This is a genomic window from Streptomyces sp. NBC_00878, assembly GCF_026341515.1.
GTDB lineage: Bacteria > Actinomycetota > Actinomycetes > Streptomycetales > Streptomycetaceae > Streptomyces.
Window position 1 is genome coordinate 2,797,863 of the sequence record NZ_JAPEOK010000001.1, and the last position, 20,900, is coordinate 2,818,762.

The following is a 20,900-nucleotide window of genomic DNA, read 5'->3' on the forward strand; positions in this document are numbered from 1 at the left end:
GTTCGTGTCCGTGGCACCCTGACGGGCCTCGCCTGACACGTCTGGCCCTCGCCGACGCCCCGCTCCCACCCTTGGCTGCCTCACGCCGAGCACTCGACAGGGGGCAGCCCGCGAGCCGCCTGCCGGCGCGGATGCCGCTCGGCGCCGCGCACCCAACGCGCAGGCGTCACGACCAGCACGCGGGGGCGCCACGATCAGCGCGGGTGCTACGACCAACGCGGGGCCCCACGACCCGCGCAGGCCCCACGGCCCACGCGGGCGCTACGACCAGGCCGCCACCACGTACCCCACCCCGTAGGGCGCGTCCTCGTACAGGAGCGCGCCTGCGAGCCCCGCGCCCTCGGCCGCGCCCGCGAGCACCTGCCAGGGCGCGCGGCCGGAGGCCTTCAGTTCGTACGCCAGTTCCGCGTCCAGCGTCTTGAGGGCGGCCACGTCAGCCGCTCCGAGCGCATGTGCCACCTCCATGTCGAAGCCTGCCGCGCGGTCGTCCAGATAGCCGGGCGCCTTGAGCGTGCGGCACGCGCTGGCGTCGCCCATCACCAGCAGTGCCACCCGCCCGGCCCGCGCGGCGATTTCCCTTCCGACTTGGATACACCGCTCGGCCGCGAGAGGTTCCCCCACGCCGAGCCCCTCGACGGGGGCGTCCGACCAGCCCGTACGACCGAGCAGCCAGGCCGCGACCGCGAGCGAGGGCGGCAGCGGACGGTCACCACCCTCGACGGGTTCGGACCCGGCCGTGCCTTCCCGCATCCGCGTCCGGGCCCCGTTGCCGCCCAGCCGCACGTCGAGATGCACGCCGAAGCCGCGGAACGTGCCCCGGGCGCCCTCCGGATGGGGTCCACGTCCGCTCCGCTCGGCGGGGCCCGCGACCACCAGCAGGTCGGGCCGCGCGGCGGCCAGCACTCCCAGCGCATCCGTGCAGGCGGCACGCGCGGCGTCCAGTTCGGGCGCGGCGCCCGCGGCGACGTCGGGCACGAGAAGAGGCGGGCAGGGACAGACGGCGGCGGCGACAAGCATGGTCGGCAGCGTAGCCCCGTGCGACGGCCGGACGGCACTCCTCGGCGGCCGGATGTCACTCCTCCAGGAGCACGTCGGTCAGGTCGATGACCGTGAGTACGAGCACCACCAGCTTGCCCTCACTGATCACGTACTCAAGCCGCCTGCTCGGTGAACGCGACGGTGTACGGCAACATGTGATGCTCCTTCCCGTCCGTATCGCGGCAGGCCCTCAGTCGCAGCCGCAGCCACTGGCCGTGGAAACCGGCAGCGGGGCGGGCGCACCGATCTTCGGCAGCCCCAGCATGACGCCCGCCGGCTTGGCGGCCTCGGCGGCGTTGCGCTTGTCCCAGGCGTCCCCCGCGCCCGTGCGGCGCACTTCGAGGACGGCGCCCTCGGCGAGCAGGTGGTGCGGAGCGGCGTACGTGATCTCGACGGTGACGACATCACCGGGGCGGACCTCGGCGTCGGGCTTGGTGAAGTGCACCAGTCGGTTGTCGGGCGCGCGCCCGGAGAGGCGGTGCGTGGCGCCGTCCTTGCGACCCTCGCCCTCGGCGACCATCAGCTCCAGCGTGCGACCGACCTGCTTCTTGTTCTCGTCCCAGGAGATCTCCTCCTGGAGGGCGACGAGACGCTCGTAGCGCGCCTGCACGACCTCCTTGGGGATCTGCCCGTCCATGGTGGCCGCCGGGGTGCCGGGGCGCTTGGAGTACTGGAACGTGAACGCTTGCGCGAAGCGGGCCTCGCGGACCGCGTGCAGGGTCTGGTCGAAATCCTCCTCGGTCTCACCGGGGAAGCCGACGATGATGTCGGTGGTGATCGCGGCGTGCGGGATCGAGGCGCGCACCTTGTCGATGATCCCGAGGTACCGCTCCTGCCGGTACGAGCGGCGCATCGCCTTCAGGACGGTGTCCGAACCGGACTGCATCGGCATGTGCAGCTGCGGCATGACGTTCGGTGTCTCGGCCATCGCGGCGATGACGTCGTCCGTGAAGTCGCGCGGGTGCGGCGAGGTGAAGCGGACGCGCTCCAGGCCCTCGATCTTCCCGCAGGCCCGCAGCAGCTTGCTGAAGGCCTCACGGTCGCCGATGTCGGAACCGTAAGCGTTTACGTTCTGTCCGAGCAGCGTGATCTCGGAGACGCCCTCGCCGACGAGCGCCTCGATCTCGGCGAGGATGTCGCCGGTCCTGCGGTCCTTCTCCTTGCCGCGCAGCGCCGGGACGATGCAGAAGGTGCACGTGTTGTTGCACCCGACGGAGATGGAGACCCAGGCCGCGTACGCGCTCTCGCGGCGGGTCGGCAGCGTCGAGGGGAACGCTTCGAGCGACTCGGCGATCTCGACCTGTGCCTCTTCCTGTACGCGGGCGCGCTCCAGGAGGACGGGCAGCTTGCCGATGTTGTGCGTACCGAAGACGACGTCCACCCAGGGCGCCTTCTTCACGATGGTGTCGCGGTCCTTCTGCGCGAGGCAGCCGCCGACGGCGATCTGCATGCCGGGCCGCTTCGTCTTCATGGGCGCGAGCCTGCCGAGGTTCCCGTAGAGGCGGTTGTCGGCGTTCTCCCGCACCGCGCAGGTGTTGAAGACGACGACGTCGGCGTCACCATCGGAGCCCTCGGGTGCGCGTACGTAGCCTGCGTTCTCGAGCAGTCCGGAGAGCCGTTCCGAGTCGTGGACGTTCATCTGACATCCGTAAGTGCGCACTTCATACGTTCTCGTCAGGTCCACTGCCGGGCTCCGGTCGCTGCTGCTCATGTGACAAGGGTAGGCGGTGCCCGGAGTGCGTCCGGCCCTGGCGCCTGTCGCGCGGGGGCGGGCTTCCGGACCGCGGCGCTCGCCTCGTGGCGCCCGGCCCTGGTCATCGTGGGCGGTGAGCTGACAGGATCGCGCGCATGTTCCAGCCACTCCCCCGTATCGGCAGACGCCGGGCTCTGCAGGGTTCGGCCGCCGCCTTCGTGGCCTTCGGGCTGCTGCTGTGGTGGCTGCTGCCCCTGGGCAAGAGCTCACCGGGCGGGACCGTGTCCTTCAGTACGGGGTCGCCGTCCGGCGTGTACCAGCTGTACGGGACGCTGCTGCAGGAAGCGCTCGCCAAGGACATGCCACGCCTGGACGTGGAGCTGCGGGAGAGCGTGGGCTCGCAGGAGAATGTACGGCGGGTGGCCACCGGGCAGGCCGACTTCACCATCGCGGCTGCCGACGCGGTGGCGAAGTACAAGCGGGAGGGCGGCAGGGGCGCGGACCAGCTGCGCGGCTGCGCCCGGCTGTACGACGACTACGTGCACGTGGTCGTCCCCCAGACGTCCTCCGTGGAATCCATCGGGGAGCTGAAGGGCAAGAAGGTCGCGGTGGGGCCGACCGGCTCCGGGGTGCGGCTCATCGCCGAGCATGTACTGAGAGCGGCCGGCCTGGATCTGGACAAGGACATCCAGCCGGTGTCCGTCGGCATACGAGAAATGCCGGAGCTGCTCGAATCGAAGAAGATCGACGCCTTCTTCTGGTCCGGCGGGCTCCCGACGAGTGCCGTGAGTGAGCTCTCGGGCAGGTTCCCTATCCAGTTTGTCCCGATCAAGGCCGACCTCGTGGAGAAGCTGCACGAGCAAGGCCAGGAAGCCGAGTACTACCGGTCCGCGGCCATGCCGGCGGAGGCCTACCCGCGTGCCCAGGACAGTGAGTCCGTGCCGACGTTGGCCGTGGCGAATCTGCTCGTGACCCGGGCCGACACGGACGCGGCGCTGACCGAGGGGATGACCCGCACGGTGATCAGAAGTCGCGACCGCATCGGCGACCAGGTCCACGCGGCACAGAGAGTGGACCTGCGGACGGCCATCTACACCGATCCGCTGGACCTGCACGAGGGCGCGCGGCGCTACTACCGCTCGGTCAAGCCGTAGCGATCCGCACGGCGGCGGCAACGGGCAACCCGGGCACCGGTACCCACTCGCGGCCTGGCCACCTGCTGGCACCCGCTTTCGGGCCCCGACCGGCCCGCCTGCCCCGTCCTTGGCCCCTCTTCGCGTCTCCTAGCCCCTCCTAGCCCCGACGATCGGTCTCGTGAGCGCCATGTGGGGCCCCTGTCAGGTTCCCGGCACCGCCCGAGGCACGCTCACCGTCACCTTCAGACCGTGCGGCTCGTGGTGCGCGTACGCGATGGAGCCGCCGCCCGCCGCGAGCAGGGCCCGGGAGATGGACAGGCCGAGGCCCGAGCCCTTGACGTTCTGGTGGCCGGGGCTGCGCCAGAAGCGGTCGCCGACGCGGGTGAGTTCCTCGTCGCTGAGGCCGGGTCCGAGGTCGGTGACGACGATGGTCGAGACCTCGCCGTTGGAGGCCACCTCGACCTCGACGGACGCCCCCTCGGGGGTGAACTTCAGCGCGTTGTCGATCACCGCGTCCAGGGCGCTGGAGAGGGCGACAGGGTCGGCCCAGGCGGTCGTGGCGGGGCAGGTCCCGACGAGTCGTACGCCCTTGTCGTCGGCGAACGGCGCCCAGGACGCCACGCGCTCGGCGGTCAGTTCGCCGATGTCGGTGAGCCGCAGGTCCGCCTCGACGTGCTCAGCGAGGGCGAGGTCCAGGAGGTCGTCGAGGACCTGCGCGAGGCGCTTGCCCTCGGTGCGGACGGAGGCGATCTCCTCGTTGCCCTTGGGGAGTTCCAGAGCGAGCAGTTCGATGCGCAGCAGCAGCGCGGACAGGGGGTTGCGCAGCTGGTGCGAGGCGTCGGCGACGAAGGCGCGCTGCTGTTCCAGCACGTCCTCGACGTTGTCGGCCATCTCGTTGAACGACCGGGCCAGGCGTCTGAGTTCCGGCGGCCCGCCCGCGGCCGCGACTCGGGACTTCAGGCGGCCGGTCGCGATGTCGTGCGTGGTGGCGTCGAGGACGCGTACGGGCCGCAGCACCCAGCCGGTCAGACGCAGCGCGGCGCTGAGCGCGAGGAGCATCGCGGCGATCTCGCCGGCGCCGATGACCAGCCAGCCGCGCAGGATCTTCGAGCGCATCGGCCCGGTGGGCGAGTCGGTGACCACGACGGCGATGACGTCACCGTCCAGGATAACGGGGGACGCGACGACGAGACGTTCCTGTTGCCACGGCCAGACCTGTTCCGGGTCGTGGCTGCGGCGGCTCTGGAAGGCCTCGTCGAACGCGTCGCGGACCTCGCCCTTCCTGGGGACGTACCAGTCCTCGGGCGCCTTGGCCATGTCGGTTTCGCGGTAGAAGACGCCGGCCTTGATGCCGTACAGCCCGTTGTACTTGGTCAGTTCCCTGCTGAGGGTGTTGAGGCGCTCGTTCGGGGTGTTGACCCGTGAGCCCTTCGGCGGGTCGGTGACGAACTGTGCGAGGGACGCGAAACGTGCCGTGTCGTCGATCCGGTCGACGACCACCTTCTGCTGCTGGGCGGCCGCCAGGCTGGCGGCGAGGGGGATACCGAGTGCGAGCAGTACGGCCGCCATCAGGACGATGAGCAGCGGGAGGAGACGTGTGCGCACCCTGCCCCGCTACGCGGCGGGGGCGACGAGCCGGTACCCGACGCCGCGCACGGTCTCGATCAGGGCCGGCATGCGCAGCTTGGAACGCAGGGACGCGACGTGCACCTCCAGGGTGCGACCGGTCCCCTCCCAGCTGGTGCGCCAGACCTCACTGATGATCTGTTCCCGCCGGAACACGACGCCGGGTCGCTGGGCGAGGAGCGCGAGAAGGTCGAACTCCTTGCGGGTCAGTTGGACAACCAAACCGTCGACGCTGACCTGGCGGGTGGGCAGTTCGATGCGCACGGGCCCGAGGTGCAGCGCGGTCTCGCCGGGGGCCGCGGCTTCGTCGGCGACGGTACGTCGGCTGACGGCGTGGATACGGGCGAGGAGTTCCCCTGTGTCGTACGGCTTCACTACGTAGTCGTCGGCGCCGAGGTTGAGGCCGTGGATCCGGGAGCGTACGTCGGCGCGCGCGGTGACCATGATCACCGGGATGCTGGTGCGCTTGCGGATCTTGCCGCAGACCTCGTAGCCGTCCTGGTCGGGCAGGCCAAGGTCGAGGAGCACCACTCCGAAGCCGGCGCCTTCGGGGACGAGCGCCTGGAGGGCCTCCTCGCCGCTGCGGGCGTGCGTGACGTCGAAGCCGTGACGTGCGAGAACCGCGGACAGAGCGGCGGCTACGTGGTTGTCGTCCTCGACGAGGAGCAGTCTCACCCCGGCCCCCTTCGGTTCATCGGTCGTATGTCTTCGGCGGATACACGTGGGCGCGCGCGTTCCTTCTGGAAGTCAGTCCGATGACGCTGACGGCGTCAAGTGCCTTCGGGGCGCGCCCCATTTCCGTTACGCAGCCGGTACGCGCCCAGCGCGGCCTTCACGAAGAGTGTCCAGTTGCTACCAGATCGTTATGCTCAATTTCCCCTCAGATGTAATGACGCTGGTCGTGCGGCATCACTACTGTCCTCCGCAACCGAGGAGGACGGAGCAAGAGGCCGATGACCGAAGTATCGGTGACCAAGGACGCCATACCAGCGGCCGACGATCTGGTCGTACTGAAGAACGTCAACAAGCACTTCGGTGCGTTGCACGTGCTTCAGGACATCGACCTGACGATCGCGCGCGGTGAGGTCGTCGTGGTCATCGGGCCCTCCGGGTCCGGAAAGTCCACCCTGTGCCGCGCCATCAACCGCCTGGAGATGATCGACTCGGGAGACATCTCGATCGACGGCAAGCCGCTGCCCGACGAGGGCAAGGAACTGGCCCGGCTGCGGGCCGATGTCGGCATGGTCTTCCAGTCCTTCAACCTCTTCGCGCACAAGACGGTGCTCGAGAACGTGATGCTGGGCCAGCTCAAGGTCCGCAAGGCGGACAAGAAGGCCGCCGAGGAGAAGGCCCGCGGGCTGCTCGACCGGGTGGGTGTCGCCACGCAGGCGGACAAGTACCCCGCGCAGCTCTCCGGCGGCCAGCAGCAGCGAGTCGCGATCGCGCGGGCGCTGGCGATGGACCCCAAGGTCATGCTGTTCGACGAGCCGACGTCGGCCCTCGACCCGGAGATGATCAACGAGGTCCTGGAAGTCATGCAGCAGCTTGCGCGTGACGGGATGACGATGGTTGTAGTCACACACGAGATGGGTTTCGCCCGTTCAGCCGCGAACCGCGTCGTCTTCATGGCGGACGGACGCATCGTCGAAGAGGCTGTGCCGGATCAGTTCTTCAGCAACCCGCGCAGCGACCGGGCGAAGGACTTCCTGTCGAAGATCCTGCACCACTGACGCGCCACGGTGATCCACCACGGCGTGCTACGCGTAGAGGTTATCGACAGCTCTCCTCACTTCACGATCAAAGGATGTTCATCATGAAGCTCCGCAAGGTCACCGCCGCATCGGCCGCGGTCCTCGCGCTCGCCCTCACCGCCACGGCGTGCGGCTCCGACGACGACAAGGACTCGGGCAGCTCCTCCACCGGGGGCGGCGACAGCAAGATCAAGATCGGCATCAAGTACGACCAGCCGGGTCTGGGCCTGAAGGAGCCCGACGGCTCCTTCGCCGGCTTCGACGTGGACGTGGCGACCTACGTGGCCAAGGAGCTCGGCTACGAGCCCGACCAGATCGAGTGGGTCGAGACGAAGAGCGCCGACCGTGAGAACGCGCTCGCGCGTGGCGACGTGAAGCTCATCGCCGCCACCTACTCGATCAATGACGAGCGCAAGCAGAAGGTCGACTTCGCCGGCCCCTACCTGCTGGCCCACCAGGACCTGCTGGTCAAGTCGGACTCCGACATCACCAAGGCCACGGACCTCAACGGCAAGAAGCTGTGCTCCGTGGTCGGTTCCACCTCGGCGCAGAACGTCCAGAAGGACATTGCCCCGAAGGCCCAGCTGAAGGAGTTGGGCGGCTACTCGGAGTGCATCGCTGCTCTGCAGAGCGGCGCCGTGGACGCGGTGACCACCGACGACTCGATCCTCGCGGGCTTCGCCGCGCAGGACAAGTACAAGGGCCAGTTCAAGCTCGCCGGCCTCAAGCTGAGCAACGAGAACTACGGCATCGGTGTCAAGAAGGGCGACACCGCGACCGTGGACAAGGTCAACACCGCCCTGGAGAAGATGGTCACCGACAAGGCCTGGCAGAAGGCGGTCGACGACAACTTCGGTCCGGCCGAGTACAAGAACGAGGTCGCCCCGAAGATCGGCAACATCGTCAAGTAGCGCAGGAACCCACAGGCGCGCCGCCGCGATCGCGGCGGCGCGCTGCGCCCTCCACATAGGCCACACACCCGGAAGCGCGGGAGATTGTGTTCGACTTTCTTGAAGGCTACGACGTCCTAGGGGCGTTTTGGATGACGGTGAAGCTCACCGCCGTCTCCGCCATCGGCTCCCTCATCTGGGGCACCCTGCTGGCCGCGATGCGGGTCAGTCCGGTTCCGCTCATGCGCGGGTTCGGCACCGCCTACGTGAACATCGTCCGGAACATCCCCCTGACCGTCATCATCGTCTTCGCCTCTCTCGGCCTCGCCGACATCTTCGGCGTGACGATGGGCGCCTCCGACAACTTCGATGTGCAGGGCTTCCGGCTGGCCGTGCTCGGTTTCGTCGCCTACACCGCGGCCTTCGTCTGCGAGGCGATCCGCTCCGGCATCAACACCGTGCCCGTCGGGCAGGCCGAAGCGGCACGCGCCATCGGGCTGAGCTTCAGCCAGGTCCTCAGGCTCATCGTGCTGCCGCAAGCCTTCCGCTCGGTCATCGGCCCTCTGGCCAACGTGCTGATCGCGCTCACCAAGAACACCACCGTGGCGGCCGCGATCGGCGTGGCCGAGGCCGCCACCCTGATGAAGACAATGATCGAGAACGAAGCGCAGACGCTGGCCATCGGTGCGGTCTTCGCCCTCGGCTTCGTGGTACTGACCCTTCCCACCGGCCTCTTCCTCGGCTGGCTGAGCAAGCGACTGGCGGTGAAGCGGTGACCTCCGTCCTCTACGACGCTCCCGGTCCCCGCGCCAAACGGCGCAATGTGATCCTCTCAGTGGTCTTCTTCATCCTGCTTGCCCTGTTCCTGTGGTGGATCTGGCGGGCGATGGACGACAAGGGACAGCTGAAGTGGGCCCTGTGGGAGCCGTTCACCACGTCGCAGGCATGGACGACGTACCTGCTGCCGGGCCTCAGCAACACGCTGAAGGCCGCAGCGCTCGCCATGGTGATCGGCCTTCCGCTGGGCGCGCTCTTCGGCATCTCACGCCTCTCCGACCACCGGTGGCTACGGGCGTCGGCCGGCACGGTGGTCGAGTTCTTCCGGGCGATCCCGGTACTGCTGCTGATGCTGTTCGCCAACGAGTTCTACGTCCGCTACACGGACGTCAGCAGTGAACAGCGACCCCTGTACGCGGTCGTCACCGGCCTCGTGCTCTACAACGCGTCAGTACTCGCCGAGATCGTCCGGGCCGGCATCCTCTCTCTTCCCAGAGGGCAGTCGGAGGCCGCCATGGCGATCGGGCTGCGCAAGGGCCAGGTGATGACCAACGTCCTGCTGCCACAGGCCGTCACCGTCATGCTGCCGGCCATCGTCAGCCAGCTCGTCGTCATCGTGAAGGACACCGCACTGGGTGGCGTGATGCTCGGGTTCACCGAGCTACTCAACTCACGCAGCACGCTGGCGGCCAACTACGCCAACGTCATCCCCAGCTTCATCGTGGTGGCGGTCATCTACATTGTGCTGAACTTCATCCTCACCAGCTTCGCGAGCTGGCTGGAGGGCAAGCTGCGGCGCAGCAAGAGGAGCACGGGTGCGGTCCTCGGGGCCGACGACGTGGACGACATCAACGCCGGCGAGGTGGGGGGCACGGCGGCGACCGATGCCGGCGGCACCACCTGATGGGCAGTCAAACAGCATGACCCGTACGGAGGCAGTGGCATGATCGCCACTGCCTCCGTCACTTGACGCAAGCACCCGCAATAGGTTGCATACGTTCTGTGATCGTGCACCCTGCTCCACCGCCCAATCCCGGTAAGACCCTCAGCACACCTCTCCGGGCAGGGGGCGCCGCGCCGTGGACCCGGTGATCATCGTCGGCGCGGGGCCCGTCGGACTCACGCTCGCCCTGGCGCTGGCCCGCCAGGAGGTCCCGTCCATCGTTCTGGACGAGGGTCCCGGCAAGGACGAACAGCGGCTCGCGCGGACCGTCGTACTGCGTGAGGACACCGCCGCGCTGATCGAGCGACTGTCGGGCTTCCCCGTCACCGAGGCAGGTTTCCGTTGGGCCGGATGGCGGTCGATGCGGCGCAAGCAGGTGATGCGGCAGATCACGTTCGGCGACGACGAGCCCGCACCTCTGCACGTCCCCCAGCACGTACTGACCGCTGCGCTCAGGGCGGCGATCGCGACCGAGCGTCTGGTCAAGGTCGCCGTGGACAGCCGCCTCGACTCGATCGAGCAGGAGACCTCGGGCGTCACGGCGCACACCCGCGAGCCCAAGGGCACCTGGTGGCGCGGCAGCTATCTGATCGGCTGCGACGGCCCGCGCTCGACGGTACGCAAGCTCCAGGACATCCGCTTCCCGGGACGCACTGCCGTGGAGCGACACGCCGTCGCCGCGCTGCGTACGGAACTTCCGTGGCCCGGCGAGGCGTTGCTGCACCGGATGCCGCCGTGGCGGACGTCGGTTCCGTCGGCCGGGGAGGTGACCGCACGCCCGCTCGCCGACGACGTGTGGCGCCTGGACTGGCTGCTGCCGCCGGGCAAGGACCTGGTCACGCCGGACCTGCTGGTGGCGCGCGTGCGCGAGACCCTCGCGGGCTGGAGCGGGAGCACCACACCGCCGTACGAGCTGCTCGACACCGGGGTCCACATCGTCCATCACCGACTGGCGCGCCGGTGGCGGGCCGGCCGTGTCTTCCTGGCCGGGGATGCCGCGCATCTGCTCGGCGCGCTCGGCACACAGGGCCTCGACGAGGGGCTGCGGGATGCCGACAACCTCGCGTGGAAGCTGTCCCTCGCCTGGCACCACGGCCCGCACGAGGCGCTGCTCGACAGCTACCAGGTGGAGCGGCGCGCGGTCGTCGCCGCGCGCCTGCGCGCCGCGGACCAGACGCTGCCGGTGCTGCGCGCCGGGGGCCTGCGCGCCGCGGTGCCGGGGTCGGCTCGCGGCCATGACTCGCTGCTCACGGACGGCCACTTGGGGCGCGGTGCACTGGGCGCGCCGGGGGCGTACGCCGATTCGCCGCTCGCGGCTCCACGCTCCGAGTCCTCGGTCGAGATCGGCACGGCCGTGGGCGACCAGATCGCCGATGTACGGGTGACGGCGGAGGACGGTTCCTTCGTGCGGCTGCGGGACCGGCTGGGCCACGGGGCGCTGCTGGTCCTGCTGATCGCGCCGGGGACCGGGGTGTGGGAGCGCAAGCACTGGGTGTCGGCCGGGATCATGCCGCGGCTCGCGGCCGCTGTGACCGCGCTGCCGCACCACGCCGAGTTGCTGGTCGCCGAGAGCTACCCGGGTGCGGCCGCGCACACGGTGCTGCTGATCCGTCCGGACGGGCACCTGGTCACGGCGTTGAGCGGGGTGCGCCCGGCGGATCTGTACGAGGCCGCGGAGGCAGCGGTGGGCGGCCCCCGGGCCACGGCGGAGGCCGCGGCAGGGAGGTCCTGAGGGCCCTCTGTCCAGTCGGTGACACTGAGTTGACCGGTCCGGACCGTCATGGTGTACTCCGGATCGTGACCGACACCTGTGTGCGCCTGTGGCGGAGGGTCCACATGGACCTCATCCGCTATGCGGGCTGCGTGTGTCGCCCGTCCTGCTGAATTCGCATCCCTCCACTCGCGCGCGCTGCCGACATCGTTCCCGCGCGCTCCCCCGCGAACGCTGATCAGGACGGTACCCGTGTCTGTCTCCCCTTCCCTGACCTCCTCTGTCGCTGCTCCGGCGCATGGCCCCACGCAGGCGGAGCTCCTCGACTTCGTCCGGCGCACCGCCGGCGACGCCGAGCTGATCGCTTCCCTCCCGCTCGATCCCGAGGGCCGTACTTGGGTACGCCTCGAAGGGCCCGGTGGCAGCGAGGCCTGGCTCATCGGCTGGCCGCCCGGCACGGGCACGGGCTGGCACGACCACGCCGAGTCGGTCGGCGCCTTTCTCACCGCGTCGGGCGAGCTCAAGGAGCACTCGCTCACCGCCCGGCTGCCCACCGACGGCTGGAAAACCCTCGAACTGACCGAGGGCATCGACCGGGAACGGCGGCTGTCGGCCGGCAAGGGCCGTTCCTTCGGCCGTCACCATGTGCACGAGGTACTCAACGAATCCACGGAGGAGCACGCGATCTCCGTCCACGCGTACTACCCGCCGCTGCCGCAGATCCGCCGCTACAGCCGCAGCGGCCAGGTGCTGCGCCTTGAGCAGGTCGAGCGCCCGGCGGACTGGCAGTGACCGCCGAAGGTCTCGCGGGAGCCGAACGTCCTGTCGGGCTCGTGCGAGCCGAACGTCCCGTCGGAATCGACGAGTTGCCGGACCGGGTTCGTGAAGGCCTCGACCGGGTCGAGGCCGACGCCGCCCACGATGCCGCGCGGGCGGGCGATGCTCTGCTCGTCGACATCCGGTACGCGGCGCTGCGCGAGCGCGACGGGCTGATCCCCGGCGCCGTCGTCGTCGAGCGCAACGAACTGGAGTGGCGGCTCGACCCGCAGGGCAGCCATCGCGCCCCTGAAGCCACGAGCTACGACCTGCGTGTCGTGGTCGTCTGCAACGAGGGCTACGCGTCGAGCCTCGCGGCCGCGTCCCTGCGGCAGTTGGGCCTGCACCGGGCTACAGACCTGGTGGGCGGCTTCCAGGCTTGGCGGGCGGCTGGACTGCCGGTGGCTCCGGTGGCTCCGGTGGCTTCTTAACCGCGGGGCGTCGGGGGCGGAGCGGACGCATGTGGCCCTGTTGGGAGTTCGCGACAGCGGTACCTGGAAGCCGGAAGCCGGAAACTGGTCGTACACAAAACATGCCCTCCCGGCGTATCCCAGCGGCTTCTTGGGCATAGGTAGCGGTGGGGGCCCCTTCATGTAAGGGGCCCCCACCATTGCGTACCGACCCTTACTCCCTGGTCGTTCCTTGGTCGTTCCTTGGCCGTCGGCGGTCCTGCCCTGGCCGTTGCTCCGAGGATCGGGCCCACCCGGACCACCCGACGACGGCCAGCACGCTCGTGCCTGTGCACCACCCCGGTCCCGGACGCGATGGGCGCCCCCGCGCGTCCACCGTGTCCAGGACCGGAACCGGCCGGCCCGGAGGCTGCCTCGTGCCTCCTCAAGGGCCCGTCGTCACCGGGGCAGTCCCGACCCCGACGTCAGAACCCCTCGCCGTCGTCGAGGAACTCCGTGTCCTCGCCCTCTTCCTCCAACGCCTGCCGGACCACTCTGAGGGCCATGCCTTCGCCGTAGCCCTTGCGGGCGAGCATGCCCGCGAGGCGTCGTATCCGCTTGTCGCGGTCGAGGCCGCTCGTAGAGCGCAACTTGCGGGCGACGAGTTCGCGCGCGGTCGCCTCTTCCTGCTCGGAGTCGAGCTGTCCGACGGCCTCGTCGATCAGCGCGGAGTCCACGCCCTTGGTCCGCAGCTCCCGGGCGAGCGCCCGCCGGGCCAGGCCCCGGCCGTGATGCCGGGACTCCACCCAGGCGTCCGCGAAGGCGCTGTCGTTGATCAGCCCGACCTCTTCGAAGCGGGAGAGCACCTCGTCCGCCACGTCGTCCGGGATCTCGCGTTTGCGCAACGCGTCCGCGAGCTGTTTCCGCGTACGCGGGGTCCCGGTGAGCAGGCGCAGACAGATCCCCCGCGCCCGCTCAGCCGGGTCCCCTGGGGGCTCCCCCTTCTCGGCCCTCGACGAGGAAGAGGGGCCTCCGTCCTGTGGGTCTCCGTCGGTCGACGATTCACCGAACCCACGCCGCCGACCGCGACCCCGTGCACCCCGGCCGCCACCGCGCGGGGCTCGGTCGCCCCGCTCGCCCGTATCTTGTGGCCCGTCGTCCCCGTACGGCCAGCCACCGTCACCGCCGCGGCCGCCACCGCGCCGACCGACGCCGCGACGCGAGCCGCCGCTCGACGAGGCGTCGCCGTCCCGCAGCCCCTCCCGCAGACCGTCGCCGCGGTACGAACCGTCATCGCGGCGCGGACCCCCGTCCGGCCGACCGTCCCCCTCCAGATCGCCGTACGTACCCTCGGCGTCCCAGGCCCCGAGACCGTACGCCCCGCCATCGTCGTGCGCCGTGTGCGCTGTGTCCGCCCTGTCGCTGTCTCCGGCCGAGCCGCTGTCGCCCCCGCGCCTCTTCCCTTCGGAGGCGACGGGGTGGGCGTACTCGGCCCAGTCGGTTCGTCGTGTCATGGACTAGCTCTTGGCCGCCGCGGCCTTGGGCTTGACAGCCTTGGCGGCGGGAGCGGGAACCGTCTTCGCGGCCTCGCCCGAGGCCGCCGACACCGCCGCGTCCGCGCCCGGCTCGGCGGTGGGCTTCTCCGGCTTCACACCGACGCCCAGCTTCTCCAGGATCTTCTTCTCGATCTCGTTGGCGAGGTCGGGGTTGTCCTTCAGGAAGTTGCGCGCGTTCTCCTTGCCCTGGCCGAGCTGGTCGCCCTCGTACGTGTACCAGGCGCCGGCCTTGCGGACGAAGCCGTTCTCCACGCCCATGTCGATCAGGCCGCCCTCGCGGCTGATGCCATGCCCGTAGAGGATGTCGAACTCGGCCTGCTTGAAGGGCGGCGCGACCTTGTTCTTGACGACCTTGACGCGGGTGCGGTTGCCGACCGCGTCCGTGCCGTCCTTCAGTGTCTCGATACGGCGGATGTCGAGCCGCACCGAGGCGTAGAACTTCAGCGCCCGGCCACCGGTTGTGGTCTCCGGGGAGCCGAACATCACGCCGATCTTCTCGCGCAGCTGGTTGATGAAGATCGCCGTGGTCTTCGACTGGTTGAGCGCGCTGGTGATCTTCCGCAGGGCCTGGCTCATCAGACGGGCCTGCAGACCCACGTGCGAGTCGCCCATCTCGCCCTCGATCTCCGCGCGCGGCACGAGGGCGGCGACGGAGTCGATGACGATGAGGTCGAGGGCGCCGGAGCGGACCAGCATGTCCACGATTTCCAGAGCCTGCTCGCCGTTGTCCGGCTGCGACAGGATCAGGTTGTCGATGTCGACGCCGAGCTTCTTCGCGTACTCGGGGTCGAGGGCGTGCTCCGCGTCCACGAAGGCCACCTGGCCGCCGGCCCGCTGCGCGTTCGCCACCGCGTGCAGGGTCAGGGTCGTCTTGCCGGAGGACTCCGGGCCGTACACCTCGACCACTCGGCCGCGCGGCAGACCGCCGACACCGAGGGCGACGTCCAGTGCGGTCGAGCCGGTGGGGATGACCTCGATGGGCTCGTTCGGCCGCTCGCCGAGGCGCATCACCGCGCCCTTGCCGAATTGCCGTTCAATCTGTGCGAGAGCGGCGTCGAGCGCCTTCTCGCGATCAGTACCTGCTGCCATGGGTTCCACCCGATTTGCTTGAGTCGATCGCTTCACGTCAAAGACGCTAACGCCTGCCACTGACAATGCGCCCCGACGCCCGTCCGGCCTGTGGATAACTCGGGCGCTTCTCCACGAAATCGCCGTCGACATCCCGTCTTGGGCTTCACCGGCGCCTCCATGAGAATGGATGTTCGATTTTGATGTCAAGCGCACCACTCGCCTCGACGAGAGCGTGTCGTCCTGAGCCCAGGTCGTTCTGGCGCCGGTCCCGCCGAGAGCGACCGAGCTGGTTTGGCCGCTGGCGGGCACAAGGTGGGCAATGGGATGATGCGGCGCGCCTGTTGGTCGCGCCGGGTGCGACTCGACCTGATGATCCAAGGCCAGCCGGTCGCCCGGCACGTGCGCGTTCCGTTCAACCACTCTGCCGAGGTCCGGCCCGGCAAGAACCTGCCGGTACGAACCGATCCCGCCGACATGGGCGCGATGATCGTCGAGTGGGAACGCCCCACTGACCGTCGAACCTGGCCCGCTTGCTGACCGTCGAACCTGAAGGCATCGGTACCACTGGAGTCGGCCGATCGTCACCCCGGCGGCCTTCAATGCCACAAGCTCGACAATCGCTGTCACAGGACACGTGCGCGAGCCGTACCACCCGGCCGCTTCCAGGGCCGTACGGACGTCGAGCCGGTGCCCTACGAGGCGTCGCGGGGTTCGTCGTCCTCCGCCGTCCGAGCCCCCGGGGATCCCTTCAGCGCACGTCGTATGCGTGCGAGGAGCGTGCTCGCGGCCCGCTCGCGGCGCCCGTGGACCCGGGGGTCGTCCGTGACGTCGTACCGCTTCACGTAGGCCCCCAGGAAGGCCTGCAGCGTGGCGACCGCCGGGATCGCGATCAGCGCGCCGACGGCGCCGAGGAGCGCGGTGCCCGCGATGACCGACCCGAAGGCGACCGCCGGGTGGATGTCCACGGTCTTCGCGGTCAGCTTGGGCTGCAACACGTAGTTCTCGAACTGCTGGTAGACGACAACAAAGATCAGCACCCACAGCGCGTACCAGGGGTCGACCGTGAAGGCGATCAGCATCGGCAGGGCACCCGCGAGGTACGTACCGATGGTGGGGATGAACTGCGAGACCAGGCCCACCCAGACGGCGAGCACGGGCGCGTAGTTCACGCCGAGGGACTCCAGCAGGATGTAGTGCGCGATGCCGGAGATCAGTGCCATCAGCCCGCGCGAGTACAGGTAGCCGCCGGTCTTGTTGACGGCGATCTCCCACGCGCGCAGCACCTCGGCCTGCCGGGCGGGCGGCAGTACGGAGCACAGGGCGCGCCGCAGCCGCGGGCCGTCGGCCGCGAAGTAGAAGGCGAACAGCGTGATCGTCAGGAGCTGGAAGAGCCCGCCCAGCACCTGCGTGGACACGTCCAGGACACCGCTCGCGCCGTTCTGCACGTACTTCCGCAGCCAGTCGGAGCGCAGCAGGCCCTCCTGGATGTCGACGCGGCTGAGCTCCGTGTTGAAGGTCGTGTTGATCCAGTTGATCACCGAGTCGACGTACTTCGGGAAGTCCTCGACCATGTCGATGATCTGTCCCGCGAGCATCGAGCCGAGCAGCGTGACGAAACCCGCGCTCGCGATCATCACGAAGAGGAACACGACCCCGGTGGCCAGGCCCCTGCGCATGCCGTACGACGCCATCCAGCTCACCGCGGGCTCGATGGCGAGTGCCAGGAAGAACGCGATCAGGATGTTGATCAGCAGCCCGGTCAGCTGGTGGAAGGCCCAACTGCCCAACTGGAAACAGGCGACGAGGGTGAGGGCGAGCACCATGGCACGCGGCAGCCAGCGCGGCATGCGGGCGCCCGTCTCGGCCGCACCCCCGGCCGGAGGCCTGGGGGGTGTCGTGCCGAGCGGGGATGCCTGCTGTCCGACCTGCGCGGTCTCATCTGTCGATGCCACGGACCAAGTCTCGCCCACACCACCGACAATCGACCCCCGCCCCCGGATCTTCGTGGCTCATCAGCGGTTTTCGTACGGAACGTTCACCGCCGTACACACCGCGCGCCACACGTCCTTCGTCTCCCAGCCCGCGTCCAGCGCCTGCCGCACCGTGCGTCCGCCGAGCTCCGACATCACGTGGTCGCGCGCGAAGGTCTCGGCGTACCCCGAGCCGAAGTGATCCACCATCCGCTGCCAGAAGACCGTCAACCGCATGACTCCATTATCCCGCCCCTGAGAGTGGGCCCGAGCCGGGACCGCTCGCCGAGAACGCTTTCCGTCCTACGGTCTGACTCATGGCCGAAACAGGAGCATCCCCACTCCCCCCGACGCCCCCGGCGCACACCCCCCTCGCCCGCGCCGAGCACTTCGTCTGGCTCACCGCGCGCGTGCTGGAGCAGCGCCGTTTCGCGTACCACTTCCTGGGCGGCGGTGCCGACGCGGTCGAGACCGCGCTGTCCGCCTACCGCAACGAGGACGACGGGTACGGTCACGGGCTGGAACCCGATCTCCGCGGCCCGGTCAGCCAGCCTCTGCACACTGGGCAGGCGCTACGCGTCCTGGACTCGATCGGGCGCTGTGGCGGGCAGCGGGTGGAGCGCATGTGCCGCTATCTGACGTCCGTGTCGACGCAGGACGGCGCACTACCGGCGATCCATCCCAGCCAGCGCGGCTACCCGGCGGCACCCTTCATGCCGATCGTCGACGACCCGCCCAGCGAACTCCTCGCCACCGGCCCCGTGGTGGGCCTGCTGCACCGCAACGAGGTGTGGCACGCCTGGCTGTTCAGAGCCACCGACTTCTGCTGGCAGGCGGTGGATTCCCTGGAGAAGTCGCATCCGTACGAGGTCGAGGCCGCCGTGACCTTCCTGGACTCCGCGCCCGACCGCCCGCGCGCGGAGGCCGCCGCCGACCGGCTCGGCCGCCTGGTGCGCGAGCAACGGCTCGCGGCGCTGGATCCTGAACGCCTTGAGGCGTTCCCCGTGGCACCCGGCTACGCGCCAGGAGAGCACCACTTCCCGTACGACTACGCGAAGACACCGGGCTCACTCGCGCGCGCGTGGTTCACCGACGACGAGATGACACGCTCCCTGGAGTTCCTGGTGAGCCGGCAGCAGGAAGACGGCGGCTGGCCGATCCGCTGGCGCCAGTGGGCACCGACTACCGCCCTGGAGGCACGCCCCATCGTGACGATCGAGGCACTGCGCACCCTGCGGGCCTATGGGCGGCCTGTCGACTGACGCTCCCCAAACGCCCGGGAGAAGCAGCGGGACGATCACGCGAATCGCCCCAGGGACAACAACAGGCCGACGCCCACCCAGCAAACCCGATTGCCGACTACAGGCTGCCGACAGTGTGGGACGGACGCGACCTGGACAGGGGGCACGCGCACGCGTGCCCCCTCCACTCCTCACCCCGTCGTCCCTCTCCTCAACCCGTCATCGCCCGCACCCCCGCCGTGACCAGCACAGCCGCGGCCACGACCACCAGGAACGGGGCGCGCAGCAGCAGGACCACAGCGGCCGCGGCAAGCCCCGCGGCCTTCGCGTCCAGTACCAGGACGCGGCCGTCGGCGAAGGTCTGCTGGGCCGTGAGGGCGGCCAGGAGGGCGACGGGCAGCAGTGCGGCCAGCCGCTGGACGAGCGGCCGCTCCAAAAGGCCCGCCGGAATCAGCAGCCCTATGAGCTTGACGGCATAGCAGCCGATGGCGGTCAGCCCGATCGCGATCCAGATGTTCAAGCCCCCTCCCCCGCATCGTCACCAGAGCCCGTCCCTGCCCCCGTGCGCGCCCTACGACGGCCTTCCGCCCACAGAACGGCAGGCGCGGCGAGCGCGGCCACCAGAACGGGCACACCGGCAGGCAGTAGGGGCAGCAGCCCGAGCCCCAGGACGACCGCGAGCCCCGCGACCACCCGCTCCATGGTGGTCCTGAGCATCGGCGCGAGCAGCGCCAGGAAGACGGCGGGCCCGGCCGCGTCCAGGCCCCAGGCGTCGGTGTCGCCGATGGCTTCGGCGCCCAGCGCGCCGAGCAACGTGGTGAGGTTCCACAGCACGTAGAGGGTGAGCCCGGTGACGGTGAAGCCGATCCGCACGCTGCGCCGCGTGGGCTGGGCGAGCGCCACGGCCGTGGTCTCGTCGATGACCCACTGGGCCGCGAACGGGCGCACCGCGCGCGGGAGGGCCAGCAACTGCGACAGACGCAGTCCGTAGAAGGCGTTGCGCACCCCCAGGAAGAACGCGCCCGCCGCGGCCGTGAACGGGTTGCCCCCGCCGGCCAGCGCACCCACGAGGGCGAACTGAGAAGCACCCGTGAACACCAGGAGACTGAGTGCGCAGGTCTGCAGCAGCGTGAGCCCACTGCCCGCCGAGGTCACCCCGAAGGCGAACCCGGACAGTCCGACGGCCACCCCGACCCCGAGGGCGTCCCGTACTACCGCGGCGTCGGTTTTTCCGCCGCCTTCACTGCGTATGTCTGCGAGAGACGTCTGTTCTGCCACGCCTCGGACGGTACGAGCGGCTCTTGCCGCGGGTCTTGTACGTTCTTGCGCTCGCGCTGGTACGCGCCCGGCGGCACGCCCACGATCCGCGTGAAGTGCCGATTGAGGTGCGGTTGGTCCGTGAACCCCACCGCGATCGCCACCTCCGCGGGCGCGACACCCGAGTCCAGCAGCCGACGCGCACGCCGTACCCGGACATCGGTCAGCCACGCGTGCGGAGGCATCCCGTACGCCTCCCGGAAGGCGCGCAACAACGCGAAGGGACTGGTCCCGAGATCGCCGGCGAGCCGCTCCAAGGTGGGCGGTTCCACGATGTGCTCCTCAAGAACGGCACGCGCGCGTGCCGCGACCCGGCCTCCCGCCGTCCGCAGGACCCGCTGGGGCAACGGCCCGCCATTCACCCGCAGCAACCGACTCACGGCAACCCGCAGCAACGTGTCAGCGGCAAGCGCGTTGCCCTCGTCGGCGGCACGCAGCACCTGATGAACCAGCCCCACGGCATACGGATCATCGAGAACCGGGCTCACGAACCCCGGACTGCCACGCAGAGCGGTGGTCTCAGCGGCGATCTCCGCAACCAGTTCCGGCGACGGATAGACGGCCCCGTACCGCCAGCCCTCAGGAATCCCGGCGCGCCCCGTGTGCGACGTATCGGGATTGACCAACGCCAGAGACCCGACCCCCACGTACTGATCCGCCCCACCATGACGGAAGACCTCGAGACCATCGGTGATGGCGGCGATGACGAAGTTCTCATGCGTATGCCGGACAAAGGTCTTCTGGACATACCGAGCCCGCAGCAGATCAACACCGGGCAGCTCCGCATACTGCCAGTGCCGAGCCCGCTCCTTCCCCGTCCCAGCCATGCCCCCATTCTCCGCCATCGCGGCAAACAAGAGACGGTCACACCCCACGCCCCGCAGCCGCCGAACGACCGAAGGGGACGGTCCGGGGGTGTCCGCCCGCAGCGGATGGCGCGTCGACTGGAGCCCCTTCGAAGGCAAACCGATTCCG

At 69.6% G+C, this 20,900-nt stretch carries 22 protein-coding genes; 11 read left to right on the top strand and 11 right to left on the bottom strand.

The window, feature by feature from the left end; all coding sequences use genetic code 11:
* Positions 1–261 precede the first annotated feature (261 nt).
* Both OHA11_RS11475 and miaB read right to left on the bottom strand, forming a co-directional pair.
* Entirely contained in the window at positions 262–1,017 is a 756-nt protein-coding gene (locus tag OHA11_RS11475; protein ID WP_266494880.1) for a class III extradiol dioxygenase subunit B-like domain-containing protein, read from the bottom strand.
* A gap of 211 nt (positions 1,018–1,228) precedes the next feature.
* On the bottom strand, positions 1,229–2,749 hold the full coding sequence (gene miaB, locus OHA11_RS11480) for a tRNA (N6-isopentenyl adenosine(37)-C2)-methylthiotransferase MiaB (protein ID WP_266494882.1): 1,521 nt from the start codon (positions 2,747–2,749) through the stop codon (positions 1,229–1,231).
* 137 nt (positions 2,750–2,886) lie between these two features.
* On the opposite strand from miaB, the gene OHA11_RS11485 reads away from it, so the two are divergent.
* Entirely contained in the window at positions 2,887–3,885 is a 999-nt protein-coding gene (locus OHA11_RS11485) for a TAXI family TRAP transporter solute-binding subunit (RefSeq protein WP_266494885.1), read from the top strand.
* 183 nt (positions 3,886–4,068) lie between these two features.
* Here the strand turns inward: OHA11_RS11485 and OHA11_RS11490 are convergent, their stop codons facing one another.
* On the bottom strand, positions 4,069–5,472 hold the full coding sequence (locus OHA11_RS11490; protein ID WP_266494888.1) for a HAMP domain-containing sensor histidine kinase: 1,404 nt from the start codon (positions 5,470–5,472) through the stop codon (positions 4,069–4,071).
* A 9-nt stretch (positions 5,473–5,481) separates the two neighbouring features.
* Positions 5,482–6,168, bottom strand: coding sequence for a response regulator transcription factor (locus OHA11_RS11495; RefSeq protein ID WP_266494891.1), 687 nt, complete (start codon positions 6,166–6,168; stop codon positions 5,482–5,484).
* A gap of 278 nt (positions 6,169–6,446) precedes the next feature.
* Between OHA11_RS11495 and OHA11_RS11500 the strand changes: the two genes are divergently transcribed.
* The 8 genes from OHA11_RS11500 to OHA11_RS11530 all read left to right on the top strand — a co-directional run bounded on the left by OHA11_RS11500 (position 6,447) and on the right by OHA11_RS11530 (position 12,812).
* Positions 6,447–7,223 (top strand): amino acid ABC transporter ATP-binding protein, encoded by a 777-nt coding sequence (locus tag OHA11_RS11500; protein WP_266494894.1) that lies wholly within the window; start codon positions 6,447–6,449, stop codon positions 7,221–7,223.
* Positions 7,224–7,306: 83 nt separating this feature from the next.
* On the top strand, positions 7,307–8,155 hold the full coding sequence (locus tag OHA11_RS11505; RefSeq protein ID WP_266494897.1) for a glutamate ABC transporter substrate-binding protein: 849 nt from the start codon (positions 7,307–7,309) through the stop codon (positions 8,153–8,155).
* A gap of 86 nt (positions 8,156–8,241) precedes the next feature.
* Positions 8,242–8,910 (top strand): amino acid ABC transporter permease, encoded by a 669-nt coding sequence (locus OHA11_RS11510; RefSeq protein WP_266494899.1) that lies wholly within the window; start codon positions 8,242–8,244, stop codon positions 8,908–8,910.
* Positions 8,907–9,815, top strand: coding sequence for an amino acid ABC transporter permease (locus OHA11_RS11515; RefSeq protein ID WP_266494902.1), 909 nt, complete (start codon positions 8,907–8,909; stop codon positions 9,813–9,815). Before OHA11_RS11510 ends, OHA11_RS11515 begins: the two co-directional genes overlap by 4 nt.
* Before the next feature lie 175 nt (positions 9,816–9,990).
* Positions 9,991–11,586, top strand: coding sequence for an FAD-dependent monooxygenase (locus tag OHA11_RS11520; RefSeq protein ID WP_266494905.1), 1,596 nt, complete (start codon positions 9,991–9,993; stop codon positions 11,584–11,586).
* An 80-nt stretch (positions 11,587–11,666) separates the two neighbouring features.
* On the top strand, positions 11,667–11,738 hold the full coding sequence (locus tag OHA11_RS48325) for a putative leader peptide (protein WP_322747027.1): 72 nt from the start codon (positions 11,667–11,669) through the stop codon (positions 11,736–11,738).
* Positions 11,739–11,817: 79 nt separating this feature from the next.
* A complete protein-coding gene (locus tag OHA11_RS11525; RefSeq protein ID WP_266494908.1) occupies positions 11,818–12,357 on the top strand; it encodes a cysteine dioxygenase in 540 nt (179 codons plus the stop codon).
* Between the two features lie 41 nt (positions 12,358–12,398).
* Positions 12,399–12,812: a rhodanese-like domain-containing protein gene (locus OHA11_RS11530; RefSeq protein ID WP_266494911.1), complete on the top strand. Its 414-nt coding sequence runs from the start codon at positions 12,399–12,401 to the stop codon at positions 12,810–12,812.
* A 443-nt stretch (positions 12,813–13,255) separates the two neighbouring features.
* Here OHA11_RS11530 and recX read toward each other — a convergent pair whose 3' ends face one another.
* Entirely contained in the window at positions 13,256–14,284 is a 1,029-nt protein-coding gene (gene recX, locus OHA11_RS11535; RefSeq protein WP_266494914.1) for a recombination regulator RecX, read from the bottom strand.
* 3 nt (positions 14,285–14,287) lie between these two features.
* Positions 14,288–15,415, bottom strand: coding sequence for a recombinase RecA (gene recA / locus OHA11_RS11540; protein ID WP_266494917.1), 1,128 nt, complete (start codon positions 15,413–15,415; stop codon positions 14,288–14,290).
* A gap of 306 nt (positions 15,416–15,721) precedes the next feature.
* On the opposite strand from recA, the gene OHA11_RS11545 reads away from it, so the two are divergent.
* A complete protein-coding gene (locus tag OHA11_RS11545) occupies positions 15,722–15,934 on the top strand; it encodes a hypothetical protein (protein ID WP_266494920.1) in 213 nt (70 codons plus the stop codon).
* A gap of 155 nt (positions 15,935–16,089) precedes the next feature.
* On the opposite strand, the gene OHA11_RS11550 is transcribed toward OHA11_RS11545, so the two are convergent.
* Both OHA11_RS11550 and OHA11_RS11555 read right to left on the bottom strand, forming a co-directional pair.
* Entirely contained in the window at positions 16,090–17,349 is a 1,260-nt protein-coding gene (locus OHA11_RS11550) for an AI-2E family transporter (RefSeq protein ID WP_266494928.1), read from the bottom strand.
* Between the two features lie 60 nt (positions 17,350–17,409).
* Complete coding sequence (locus OHA11_RS11555; RefSeq protein ID WP_266494931.1) at positions 17,410–17,604, bottom strand: DUF3046 domain-containing protein; 195 nt, start codon at positions 17,602–17,604, stop codon at positions 17,410–17,412.
* A gap of 80 nt (positions 17,605–17,684) precedes the next feature.
* On the opposite strand from OHA11_RS11555, the gene OHA11_RS11560 reads away from it, so the two are divergent.
* Positions 17,685–18,629, top strand: coding sequence for a hypothetical protein (locus tag OHA11_RS11560; RefSeq protein WP_266494934.1), 945 nt, complete (start codon positions 17,685–17,687; stop codon positions 18,627–18,629).
* Between the two features lie 190 nt (positions 18,630–18,819).
* Here OHA11_RS11560 and OHA11_RS11565 read toward each other — a convergent pair whose 3' ends face one another.
* Genes OHA11_RS11565 through OHA11_RS11575 form a run of 3 tightly spaced genes read right to left on the bottom strand, consistent with a single transcriptional unit; the run spans position 18,820 to position 20,752 of the window.
* The gene (locus OHA11_RS11565) at positions 18,820–19,128 is read right to left on the bottom strand and encodes an AzlD domain-containing protein (protein WP_266494936.1); all 309 of its coding nucleotides are present in this window, start codon (positions 19,126–19,128) and stop codon (positions 18,820–18,822) included.
* A complete protein-coding gene (locus OHA11_RS11570; protein ID WP_266494938.1) occupies positions 19,125–19,886 on the bottom strand; it encodes an AzlC family ABC transporter permease in 762 nt (253 codons plus the stop codon). Before OHA11_RS11570 ends, OHA11_RS11565 begins: the two co-directional genes overlap by 4 nt.
* Positions 19,820–20,752: an AraC family transcriptional regulator gene (locus OHA11_RS11575; RefSeq protein ID WP_266494941.1), complete on the bottom strand. Its 933-nt coding sequence runs from the start codon at positions 20,750–20,752 to the stop codon at positions 19,820–19,822. The genes OHA11_RS11570 and OHA11_RS11575 overlap by 67 nt, the downstream gene beginning before the upstream one ends.
* Between the last annotated feature and the right edge of the window lie 148 nt (positions 20,753–20,900).